Annotated in this window: 13 protein-coding genes; 10 read left to right on the top strand and 3 right to left on the bottom strand. The window is 43.4% G+C overall.

What is annotated here, in order from left to right; translation table 11 throughout:
• The coding region (locus C6Y45_RS05350; RefSeq protein WP_146159152.1) for an IS3 family transposase at positions 1-181 on the top strand (181 nt) is incomplete at its 5' end.
• A 185-nt stretch (positions 182-366) separates the two neighbouring features.
• On the opposite strand, the gene C6Y45_RS05345 is transcribed toward C6Y45_RS05350, so the two are convergent.
• Positions 367-570, bottom strand: a complete 204-nt coding sequence (locus C6Y45_RS05345; RefSeq protein ID WP_107583998.1) for a YlaI family protein — start codon at positions 568-570, stop codon at positions 367-369.
• 511 nt (positions 571-1081) lie between these two features.
• Here C6Y45_RS05345 and C6Y45_RS05340 point away from each other — a divergent pair.
• Both C6Y45_RS05340 and C6Y45_RS05335 read left to right on the top strand, forming a co-directional pair.
• Positions 1082-1537 (top strand): pyridoxamine 5'-phosphate oxidase family protein, encoded by a 456-nt coding sequence (locus C6Y45_RS05340; RefSeq protein WP_107583997.1) that lies wholly within the window; start codon positions 1082-1084, stop codon positions 1535-1537.
• Between the two features lie 91 nt (positions 1538-1628).
• Entirely contained in the window at positions 1629-2948 is a 1320-nt protein-coding gene (locus C6Y45_RS05335) for a PhoH family protein (protein WP_107583996.1), read from the top strand.
• Positions 2949-2999: 51 nt separating this feature from the next.
• On the opposite strand, the gene C6Y45_RS05330 is transcribed toward C6Y45_RS05335, so the two are convergent.
• A complete protein-coding gene (locus C6Y45_RS05330; RefSeq protein ID WP_107583995.1) occupies positions 3000-3518 on the bottom strand; it encodes a hypothetical protein in 519 nt (172 codons plus the stop codon).
• Positions 3519-3682: 164 nt separating this feature from the next.
• Here C6Y45_RS05330 and C6Y45_RS05325 point away from each other — a divergent pair, with 164 nt between their 5' ends.
• A complete protein-coding gene (locus tag C6Y45_RS05325; RefSeq protein ID WP_107583994.1) occupies positions 3683-3979 on the top strand; it encodes an Fpa/YlaN family protein in 297 nt (98 codons plus the stop codon).
• Between the two features lie 532 nt (positions 3980-4511).
• Positions 4512-4961, top strand: a complete 450-nt coding sequence (locus C6Y45_RS05320) for a Dps family protein (protein ID WP_107583993.1) — start codon at positions 4512-4514, stop codon at positions 4959-4961.
• 58 nt (positions 4962-5019) lie between these two features.
• On the opposite strand, the gene C6Y45_RS05315 is transcribed toward C6Y45_RS05320, so the two are convergent.
• A complete protein-coding gene (locus C6Y45_RS05315) occupies positions 5020-5928 on the bottom strand; it encodes a COX15/CtaA family protein (RefSeq protein ID WP_107583992.1) in 909 nt (302 codons plus the stop codon).
• 423 nt (positions 5929-6351) lie between these two features.
• Between C6Y45_RS05315 and cyoE the strand changes: the two genes are divergently transcribed.
• The 5 genes from cyoE to C6Y45_RS05290 are packed head-to-tail and all read left to right on the top strand — an operon-like array spanning position 6352 to position 11202.
• Entirely contained in the window at positions 6352-7281 is a 930-nt protein-coding gene (gene cyoE / locus C6Y45_RS05310) for a heme o synthase (RefSeq protein ID WP_245922566.1), read from the top strand.
• A gap of 33 nt (positions 7282-7314) precedes the next feature.
• A complete protein-coding gene (gene coxB, locus C6Y45_RS05305) occupies positions 7315-8373 on the top strand; it encodes a cytochrome c oxidase subunit II (protein WP_107583990.1) in 1059 nt (352 codons plus the stop codon).
• 27 nt (positions 8374-8400) lie between these two features.
• Positions 8401-10236 (top strand): cytochrome c oxidase subunit I, encoded by a 1836-nt coding sequence (gene ctaD, locus C6Y45_RS05300; RefSeq protein WP_107583989.1) that lies wholly within the window; start codon positions 8401-8403, stop codon positions 10234-10236.
• Between the two features lie 2 nt (positions 10237-10238).
• Positions 10239-10856, top strand: coding sequence for a cytochrome (ubi)quinol oxidase subunit III (locus C6Y45_RS05295; RefSeq protein ID WP_107583988.1), 618 nt, complete (start codon positions 10239-10241; stop codon positions 10854-10856).
• A gap of 4 nt (positions 10857-10860) precedes the next feature.
• A complete protein-coding gene (locus tag C6Y45_RS05290) occupies positions 10861-11202 on the top strand; it encodes a cytochrome C oxidase subunit IV family protein (RefSeq protein WP_107583987.1) in 342 nt (113 codons plus the stop codon).
• Positions 11203-11329: the final 127 nt, after the last annotated feature.

Genomic DNA, 11329 nt, shown 5'->3' with positions numbered 1-11329 from the left:
CATCGAATCCTTCTTTGGACACCTGAAAGACGAAACCTCCCTCCCATCCTGTCTAACATTACAAGATCTACATAAGGAAATGAAGCAATATATGACGTACTATAATCACCATAGATATCAATGGAACCGCAAAAAGATGACCCCTGTGCAATACAGGGATCATCTTCTAGAAGTAGCTTAGGCTTTTTAAAAATGTCCTTTACAAAGGGTACACTTTATAACGTACTCAGAGTTTTTTTATGCTGGATCTCTTTAGTAATAAATTATTGTTAAAAGGCTCTTGTGACTCCTGTATCCTGCTTCTTACTTCTAAAAAATTTGTCAGCCGGCTTTAAGAAAGTTTACAATTTTAATAATAGCTGCTCATTAAATGTATTCATCTGTCTCTTCTTCTGTATGATGCTTACGGAAGTGTCCAGTATTAAGCCGGGCCTCTGTTTTTTCAGCAATTCTTTCACGGCATTCCTCACACATGTAGGTATGAATCGGCCGGTTGCGCAGTTTTTTTGCCAGGGGCAGGTCCGGGGATAATTTTTCAATTTTATCGCAAAGCACACACTTCACACGCATTTAAATCACCTGCCTATATAAAGATAATCTTGGTTAATTATAACATGGGGGCAGACGCTTGGATGCTTAATCTGTAAAAATTCCCTTCGGAGTATCGCCGCCTCTGTTCACTAACAAACCTTTTTACTAAAATATCCCTTTTTATACGGTCATCCCCCATGGATAAAAAATTAAAATAACAAGCTCAAATTCACACGCCATCTGGGGAAAGCTGGAGGTATGAGAACGAAGGAATAAAATGTTATTTTATGACAGGCTGCCTTGAAAATAAAATAGATAAGTAAGGACCCGGCCGTCTTCGTTACCTTGGAAACAAATCTGCACGTCCATCATTTACATACGTCATTTTCAAAGCAGTTCATAAGAAAAATGAAGCTGTGGATGCCGGCTGATTCTTACTGTAAACATTTATAAAAGAACCTTATTTAAGAAGGATTTATCTTTTAGTCTCTAGAATATATTTATTATTCCCGCAATAGGGGAATGCAGAATGTGAAAGGAGGGGATACAGGTGGGAAATCGTATTGAAACATCATTAAATGAAGATCTTCTTGCCACTTTACAGGAAGAACACTATGTTACTATCGCTACAGTAGATGCGGAAAGTGGTGCACCGAAAGTGAACGCAATATCCTGGATATACGCCAAAGATTCTAAAACTGTGAGGTTTGCTGTCGATCAAAAATCAAAAATCTTAAATAATATAAAGTCCGAACCTCTGGTCACCATTACAGTCATTGCAGATGGATCCACATATTCTTTAACAGGGAAAGCTTTTATTGGAGAAGATGTAATGAATAATGTGCCGCTTAAATTAAGGATGGTGGAAGTTAAGATAGAGGAAGTTAAAGACGTGATGTTTTACGGAGCACGGCTCATAAACGAGCCTAAGTTCGAAAAAACTTACGATGAAGAAGCTGCTCTAAAGCTGGACAATCAAGTGATGAAAGCTTTAAAAAACGCTTAACATTTTGAATGAGATGAACACGGAGGATCTTTCATGTTATAGCTATTTTATATAAATCTTCCTAATTCTGCTGTTCTGTGGAGGGAGCGCTATGATTAAGGCGTACATTCTCGATACCAATGTTCTGCTTCACGATCCACTGTCCATTCATTCTTTCGTCGAAAACACGGTAGTAATTCCCGCCGTGGTTCTGGAAGAAATTGATACAAAAAAAAGACTGACTGATGAAATTGGAAGAAATGCGAGGGAAGTGGCACGGCTTCTCGATCAGCTGAGAACCAAAGGGAAGCTTCATGAAGGGGTGGAACTTCCGGGTACTGGAAAGCTAATTGTTGAACTGAATCACCGGTCCTATGAACAAATGGAGAAACATGGACTGGAAAAAAACAACGATAATAGAATCCTTGCTATTGCACTGAACATGATGGAGGAAGCTGAACAACCGGAAAATATTGTTATTGTGACAAAAGATGCTCTGTTGAGAGTCAAAGCAGATGCACTCGGAATCCAGGCCGAAGATTTTCTTTCAGACCATGTAGCTCAATTCGACAATATATATAAAGGGTACAGCGAAGAATGGATGGACAGCGACACGATGGACCGGCTTTTCAAAAAACGGTATTTAAGTTTTAAAGAAGCTGGTACAGAACCTTTAAATCCGCATCACTTCTGTGTTTTCCGGGATCTTACAAACCCGAGCCGCTCTGCGCTGGCCATGACAGATCAAAAAGCACAGAAGCTGGATCTGTTTCTGGGGGATTTTGAAGGGATCTGGGGAGTAAGACCCCGAAATGTACAGCAGCGTATGGCGATGGAGCTGCTTCTCCGCAAAGATATCCCTCTCGTGACACTCGTGGGTAAGGCAGGAACCGGTAAAACCCTGCTCTCGCTTGCCTGTGGTATGTATCTTACAGAGGACATGCATGAATATAAAAAGCTGCTCGTAACTCGTCCTGTTGTGCCGGTTGGAAAAGACATAGGGTATCTTCCGGGGGAAAAGGACGAGAAGCTCCGCCCCTGGATGCAGCCGATATTTGATAATCTGGAGTTTTTATTCAATACGAATAAAACTACAGAGCTGGAAGATATTCTGGCAGGCATGTCAACAGTTCAGGTGGAAGCACTGACCTACATCCGGGGAAGAAGCATCCCGGAACAGTACATTATTATCGACGAAGCTCAGAATTTGACGAAGCACGAAGTTAAAACTATCATTACCCGTGTAGGTGAAGGCAGTAAAATTGTTTTAATGGGGGATCCTAAACAAATTGATCACCCGTACCTTGATGAATATACGAATGGTCTGTCTTATGTTGTGGAACGAATGAAACATCTGGACATATCGGGACATATGAAATTTGAAAAAGGAGAAAGATCGGGTCTCGCGCAGCTTGCAGCAGATCTGCTCTGACCAATAAGGAAGAACCTGCCGGCCTGTTTCAGGCCGGCAGGTTCTTTTTAGTTAATTTCTGCTTTCTTTTGATTCAATAAATGTAAAGCCGGAAACATGTGTAATCGGTTCATTTCGATTCGAACCATCACTATAGTAAAAGTGGAGAGGGCCGGAGCTTCGCAGAGGGCTGCCGGTTTCAGAGAAGGCAACGATACCTGATATTGCTTTCTCAGCTGGAAGAATTATATCTTCTTTTCCGTTTTTGCGGTGTAGCCGCACCATTGAAGCTGTTTCCTCCGGCTCTGCATTTTTCATAAATGGAGCAAGGCGGATTCCTAACGATTTTTCTGTAAGATCCTTTCTGCTTATCGTTACTTTATTCTCGTTTGTCTGTGGAGGAAGCGCCCCTTTTCTCTGCTCATCGAAGGCTCTGCCCATTGCTTCGTATTCTTTATCCGTCTGATTTTTTTCAGGTTCGTCGAACACAGTATCCATATCTACTCTCCGATCATCGAAGATCCACACCCCCGGGTCAATCATGACCGGGTGCTTGACAGCGCCTTTTATTTGTACCAGCATTTCATCCATTTTTCCACCATCCTTTCCCTATCAGTATAGTAGGACGCAGGTTAAATGTCATCTGATATAAGGCAGTTGCATTTTTTCTTTTGACAAGCTAAGATAGTATTAAAGCATCATACTGAGCGAATATGCTTCGTGAATGCTTTGCTTGAAGTAGAGGAGGGATTCGCGTGTCCACTGAAATCCTGTCTGAACAGAGCGAAAAAGCCTATGCCCTTCTAAGAGAAGATGCCGAAAAAATTGTTAAACTCATCGAAGTTCAGATGAGAAATTTGACGATGCCTCAGTGTCCACTCTACGAAGAGGTATTAGATACGCAGATGTTCGGTCTGTCACGCGAAATAGATTTCGCGATCCGTCTCAAGCTCGTTTCGGAAGAAGAAGGCAAACAGATTCTGGCTCAGCTGGAACAACAGCTGTCTGCTCTTCATGAGGCGACAATGCGTGCACGGGGAAATAATGCATAGGTTTCTGACATAGCATAAAGGAGCTGTCCGGTTTAAGGGCAGCTCCTTTTTTTGGTTTCATTTAGTGAAATATCGATTTCTTCAGGTGTTTACAGGAGGCATTCGGCAGACTAATGACTTTAAAAAGAAGCTCTGTTAAAGCTCCGGGTTGTTTTTGAAGGTTGCCTGCGGCTCTTCACACCTGCTGCGGAGAAAGCATCCGGGGGAGGATCTGCGTGCTTCCGCAGACGTCTCGAAAAATCGCCTTGCATCGGTTTTGTAGAATAAACGAAACGGAAAGCGGCCCGTGTAAGAAGGAGATTGGAAGATAGGAAGCAGCCTGCCCGAAAATCCCCTTCACGGCAGGGCGGTTGGAAGCGAAGTGTTCCTCCAGCCGTCAGCGGAGTATAACCTTATATTGATGAACTTCAGCATAACTTTCGGATGAACCATAATTTACCATACGCCCACAAAAAACAAAGAGATGTTTAAAAAAGTTATTTCGGGAAATAATATAGATGAGAGCGGAAAGAGAAAAAAGGGAGTTGATATAATGGCACATACACAAACAACTGAAATCCTTAACAGACATGTTGCGAACTGGAATGTCATGTTCGTAAAACTTCACAACTACCACTGGTATGTTAAAGGTCCGCATTTTTTTACCCTTCACGAAAAATTTGAAGAGTTGTATAATGAGGCGGCTGAGCATATTGATGAACTGGCAGAGAGACTGCTTGCATTAAAAGGTAAACCGGTGGCGTCCATGAAGGTCTACCTGGAAACAACCACGCTTAAAGAAGCTGAAGGAGAGCAGGATGCAGAAGATATGGTGCGGTCTCTGGTAGCTGATTTTGATACGCTTTCCTCTGAATTGAAGGAAGATATCGAAACCCTGGAAGATGATGCTGATGACGAAGCTACAGCAGACATGCTGATTGAAATCAGACAGTCTGTTGAAAAGCATAACTGGATGCTTCGTTCATTTCTTGGAGACCGCTAAGTAAAAAAGCTGTCCGGATATCCGGACAGCTTTTTTTAATATTGGAAACGTATCGTTTTTATGAAGAACGGGTAATCGTTGCCCGGGACGCAACCATGGCCATATAACTGAGAGTACCGAACAAAAGGCTGACTATGACGGCGTGCGAAAGTGTAGCTGTCAGTGTAAAGCCGGTAAATATTACGAAAGCACCACTCAGAGCCTGGGAAGATATCAGAAGAAGGCTGGCAGTTCCACTGTACAGCAGCGGCTTGTTTTTAATATGGTGTTTAATCATCTGAATAAACATAATTAATATTGTTATTAAAAGAAGACTGGCAACAAGCCTGTGGGAAAACTGAATGGCAACTCCGCCCTGAAGAGAAGGGATTATCTGTCCATTACATAAAGGCCATCCATCACAGGCACCGCCTGCACCTGAATGTTTCACGTAAGCTCCAGTGTAAACGACCATATAAGTAAAGATAAGGTTAATAATAATCATCCCCCGGAAGCTTCGGGAAATCTTCGGAGAAGTTAAAGAAGCAGGCTTACCATCTTCAAAAGCGAGTATTGTAAGCAGAAGTACACTCGCAAAAGAAATAAGAGAAAAACCGAAATGAAGAGCCATTACGGCATCTGACTGGCCCCAGACGACGGCAGCCGCTCCGAGAAGCCCCTGTAATATGATGAAAGCGACGGCCAGCAGTGAAAATAATTTCGTTTCCCTCAGGTGCCCAATAACTTTCCAGCTCCACACAGCATGTATTATGACCATCAAACCGAGAGCGCCGGAAACAACACGATGGGTGTATTCAATCATCGTTTCAATCGTTGGATTTTCCGGTATGACCTGGCCGTAGCACAGCGGCCATTCCGGCCCGCAGGCATCACCCGAACCTGTCTGAGTTACGAGAGCTCCCTGAAGAAGAACGAGGAGCATACCCAGTGTAGTAATAATTCCATAAAATTTAAGGAGTCGATGCATAGCATTCCACCATCTTTCTAGATTATACAAAAGATTATTTATTTATTTTGTTTGAGCAGACAGTACAATATTATGTCAGAATAACAAAAATCAGACAAATATATTGTGCCTGATGCTGCCACTTCTATAATATAGCAAATTATAAAGGAAGAAATGACTTTCACATAATTGTCACAAAGGTGTTTCAGAAATATCAACTCTAAAAAAATGTGATGAAAATAAGGTATTCTTCCTTTATAATGTGTATGAGCAGTGCAAACTATCATCTTTTTTGTTATGCGCGCATTTAAAGTTTTTTTGAGAGAGCGTTTACAGCTTTTTTCAAATAAACTATTGAATTGTCGCTGAAAAAAGTTCACTGCGGAATAATTTTTCCTTCTAAATCATAGCAAAAAAGGTGATGTGTACAGGGGGTGAATGAAATTGAGTAAACTGAATGCAATGTCTTCAGCGGAAACAGTGACTAGTGTAAGTGAAGTTTCCAGTTCAACGTTCAGCTGGCGGGATTACGTGACTATTTCCAAAACGGGAATTGTAATGTCTAATTTAATTACCGCGTTTACCGGGCTTTATCTGGCTGCCTATTATACTGGAACAACCCTGGCAGCCAATGCACTGACAGCTTTCATGGCTCTTGTAGGTTCCGCGCTGATCATTGCCGGAGGATGTGCTCTTAATAATTACATCGACCGGGACATTGATCATCTGATGGAACGTACAAAAGACCGGCCGACTGTCACAGGAAAGCTGACTGGGAAACAGACGCTTACATACGGCTTGGCAGTCTCTCTTGCTGGTACCGCTTTTTTAGCGGCAGCTTCCCTTACAGCCGCACTAATAGGTGTCATAGGGCTGATTTTTTATGTTGTACTCTATACGATGTGGACTAAACGTACAACAACGCTGAATACCATTGTCGGCAGTTTTGCCGGAGCTGTTCCTCCACTCATCGGGTGGGCGGCAGTTGATCCGGGTCTGCACCCTTATGCCTGGGCATTGTTTTTAATCATGTTTATCTGGCAGCCACCGCATTTTCTCGCACTGGCTATGAGAAGAGTCGACGAATACCGCGCAGCAGGCATACCTATGCTTCCCGTCAAGGCAGGTTTTGCACTGACAAAGCGCCAGATCATCTGGTACGTCGCGGCTTTAATTCCTGTATCTCTTCTCGTCGCTGACTTTGGCGCAGTATATACTTCTGCAGCGCTTATTCTTGGAGGAAGCTGGCTTATTTATGGACTGACAGGTCTTAAAGCAAAAGATGACATGAAATGGGCGACAGGCATGTTTATTTACTCTCTGTACTACATGACGGTTATGTTTGTGCTGATGGTACTTGTACACATGTTTTAAAAATGTATGAAAGAAAGCGGGGTTTAAGACGAGATGAAGCACTTTTTGAGATTGCTTCCATTTTCCTTCATACTGCTCCTTGCAGGATGCGGGATGGAAAACTTATCTGCACTCGATCCTCGGGGGCCGGTTGCAGAGATGCAGCTTGATCTGATCATGCTGTCCCTGTATGTAATGATTTTTGTAATCATTGTTGTATTCGCGATTTTCACGTATGTGCTTGTAAAATTCCGCGAAAAACCGGGGGACACGCACATTCCGAAGCAGGTTCACGGGAACCGTGCTCTTGAGTTTATCTGGACAGTCATTCCGATCATTCTACTGCTTATTCTGGCCGTCCCGAACGTAATGACCCAGTTTACTCTGGCTGACTCGGGTGGAGCAGATGATGATGTTGACCAGGAACTGATTGATGAAGATGAGGAAGCAGAAGATGTAGTTAGAATTGAAGCACATGGCCACCAGTTCTGGTGGGAGTTTATTTATCCCGATCTGGATATTAATGCCGGACAGGATATGTACATCCCGACAGATACGAGAGTTGTCGTAGAACTGGAAGCAAGCGACGTGATTCATTCTTTCTGGGTACCGGCACTTGCTGGTAAAACAGACAACGTACCCGGAATTACAAATTCACTATGGCTCGAAGCTCCGGAAGAAGGAGTATATTACGGAAAATGTACGGAGCTCTGTGGCGCTTCCCACTGGCTGATGGACTTTAAAGTGCTCGCCGTAGACCCGGACACGTTCGACACGTGGGCGGAAAATATGGCTGAGCCGGATGAAGAACTGACTGAACCGGAAGGTGAAGTAGCAGTAGAAGGCCGTGAAGTATTTGAAAATAACTGTATTCAATGTCACGCAGTAGGGGATGAAGGCGGACCGGTAGGACCTAACTTCACAAACTTCGGTGAAAGAACAGTTATTGCTGGATTCCTCGATTATAATGAGGAAAATCTCGTAGACTGGATCCGGGATCCGGACTCCTTGAAACCGGATAATGAAATGCCGGCCTTTGACGAGAATACTATTTCTGATGACGAAATGGATGCTCTCGTAGAATACGTGAACGAACTAAAAGTATTAGAATAAAATTTGCAATAAGGGAGGTATTCCTTCGTGTCTAACAGCACAGCTGCGTCTAAGAAAAGTGTTCTCTATGACTGGCTGACTACGGTAGACCATAAGAAGATTGGTATTATGTACTTCTTCGGCGGTCTTTTCTTCTTTACCATTGCTGGTATTGAAGCAATGCTCATGCGTATTCAGCTTATGTTCCCGGAGATGGGTTTTGTAGGCGAACAAACATTTAATGAATTACTTACTATGCACGGTACAACAATGCTGTTTCTGGCAGCGATGCCTTTGTTTTTTGCGTTTATGAACTTTGTTGTGCCTCTTCAGATCGGGGCACGGGACGTAGCCTTCCCGTTCATTAACTCGCTCGGACTCTGGCTGTTTATTTTCGGGGGTATTATCCTCAATATCAGCTGGATGACAGGCGGCGGACCTGATGCAGGGTGGACAGCTTATACACCGCTTTCGACTACCTCGGGAGGTCACGGCGTAGATTATTACGTAATGGGTCTTCAGGTAGCCGGTGCTGGTACTTTGATGTCGGCCATTAACTTCCTGGTCACCATTGTCAACATGCGTGCTCCTGGTATGAGCATGATGCGGATGCCGCTTTTCACTTGGACAACATTCGTAACATCGATGCTTATTCTATTTGCATTCCCGGCGCTGACAATTGGTCTTCTGCTTATTATGCTGGATCGTATTTTCGGAGGAGCTTTCTTCGATGTTGCGCTCGGCGGTAATGTAGTTATTTATCAGCATCTGTTCTGGATCTTCGGACATCCGGAAGTTTATATTCTTATTCTGCCGGCGTTCGGTATTTTCTCAGAAGTTATTCCTACATTTGCGAAAAAGCGTCTTTTCGGTTACACAGCAATGGTATTTGCTACAATGATTATCGGTTTCCTCGGCTTTATGGTTTGGGCCCACCACATGTTTACAGTGGGTATGGGACCGGTAGCGAACGCAATATTTGCTGTTGCAACGATGGCTATTGCAGTACCTACAGGTATTAAGATTTTCAACTGGCTCCTTACACTCTGGGGCGGAAGAATTAAGTTTACTACGGCAAATCTTTTTGCTCTTGCGTTTATTCCTTCCTTCGTACTGGGTGGAGTAACCGGAGTTCAGCTTGCGATGAGTGCAGCTGACTACCAGTTCCATGATACGTATTTCGTAGTAGCGCACTTCCATTATGTTATTATCGGTGGTTCTGTATTAGGGATTTTCTCCGCTACTTTCTACTGGTGGCCGAAAATGTTCGGATACAGACTCAGTGAAACACTTGGAAAATGGTTCTTCTGGCTGTTCCTGATCGGCTTCCACCTTACATTCTTCGTCCAGCATTTCCTTGGACTGATGGGGATGCCGCGTCGTGTAGGATCCTACCTTGACGGACAGGGACTGAATGAAATGAACTTTATCAGCTCTATGGGAGCTTTCCTGATGGGATTTGCATTCATTCTTCTCGTTATCAATGTCCTTGTTTCCCGCAAGAACACGGATAACGTCCAGGATCCATGGGACGGACGTACACTGGAATGGGCTACAACCTCTCCGGTTCAGGAGTATAACTTTGCTCAGACTCCGCTTGTGCGGGACCTTGATGCGTTCTGGTATGAGAAGATGGAAGGTGACGGACGGATGAAAGCAGCAGAGCCGCTCGATGATATTCATATGCCAAACGGTTCTATTCTGCCGATTTTCATTTCGTTAGGATTTTCCATTCTCGCATTCGGTGTTATTTATTCCCAGTGGTGGCTTATGATTGTTGGTGGAGTGTTTATGTTCAGCATGATGTTTATCCGCTCCATTAAAGAAGATCACGGATACCATATTCCGGTATCTGAAATCAAAAAAGAGAAAGGGGAGGGATAATTATGGCAAACGAAGCAATTCAACCTAACGTCCTTCCACAGAATCCGGAGAAAGCGACGCTTGAAGGCCGCAATAAGTATCTTGGCTTCTGGTTCTTCCTTGGGGGGGAGACCGTTCTCTTTGCCTCTTTATTTGGAACCTATCTGGGGCTTCGTAACAGCTACGATGGAGGGCCTGGGCCTCAGGATCTCTTCCACCTGGATCTTGTATTTATTATGACTATGCTGCTTTTAACAAGCAGTTTGACGAGTGTTTTTGCAGTTATTAACATGAAAAAAGGTAACTTCAAAAAAATGCTCACTTGGATGTGGGGAACTGTTATTCTTGGTCTCGGCTTCTTAGGATTTGAAATATATGAATTTGTTGTCTACTATGATCAGGGACTTGGTTATACAGTAAGTGCTTTTGCTTCTTCTTTCTATACCCTTGTTGGAACGCACGGAGCACACGTAACATTCGGTATTGCCTGGATTATTACACTGCTTATCCGCTACCGAAAAACAGGGCTCACACTGGCCAACGCACCTAAGTTCAACACAGCCGTACTCTACTGGCACTTTATCGACGTAGTATGGGTGTTTATCTTTACAGTTGTTTATCTACTCGGAGTAGGAGGTTGATTGAATGTCACATGTGGATCCAAGTGCTCCTTTGGAGGGGAAGCCCACCAAAGAATCTGAGCGTAACTTAAAAAGAGAATCACGTACGCAGCTCGTATCATTTATCTTTATGATATTTATCACCAGTACAGCATTCTTAACTGTAGCAAGTGACATTGTGCCAACCGGGTTTGCTATCCCGTTTATTCTTCTTCTTGCTTCCATACAGGTAATTATGCAGCTGTACGTTTTTATGCACATGAATCACGGTTCACGCTGGATTAACGTGATGATGTGGGCTGGACTTTTTGTAGCGGCGATGACCGTTGCAGCCCTGATGATTCTTATCGGAGTAACAAAATATTAAAATAAAATTAAAAAGCTGATCCGATGTCAACGAATGACTTCGGATCAGCTCTTTTTTATAGTATACTGCCTGACTGCTTTCTTAAAACGCTTCATGCTCCTCAGGTAGTGAAACCTGTCGCGGGCAT

Source organism: Alkalicoccus saliphilus, assembly GCF_003044065.1.
Taxonomy (GTDB): Bacteria; Bacillota; Bacilli; order Bacillales; family Salisediminibacteriaceae; genus Alkalicoccus; species Alkalicoccus saliphilus.
Note: the sequence above shows the minus strand (reverse complement) of the source record. Positions and strands in the feature narration are given on the sequence as shown.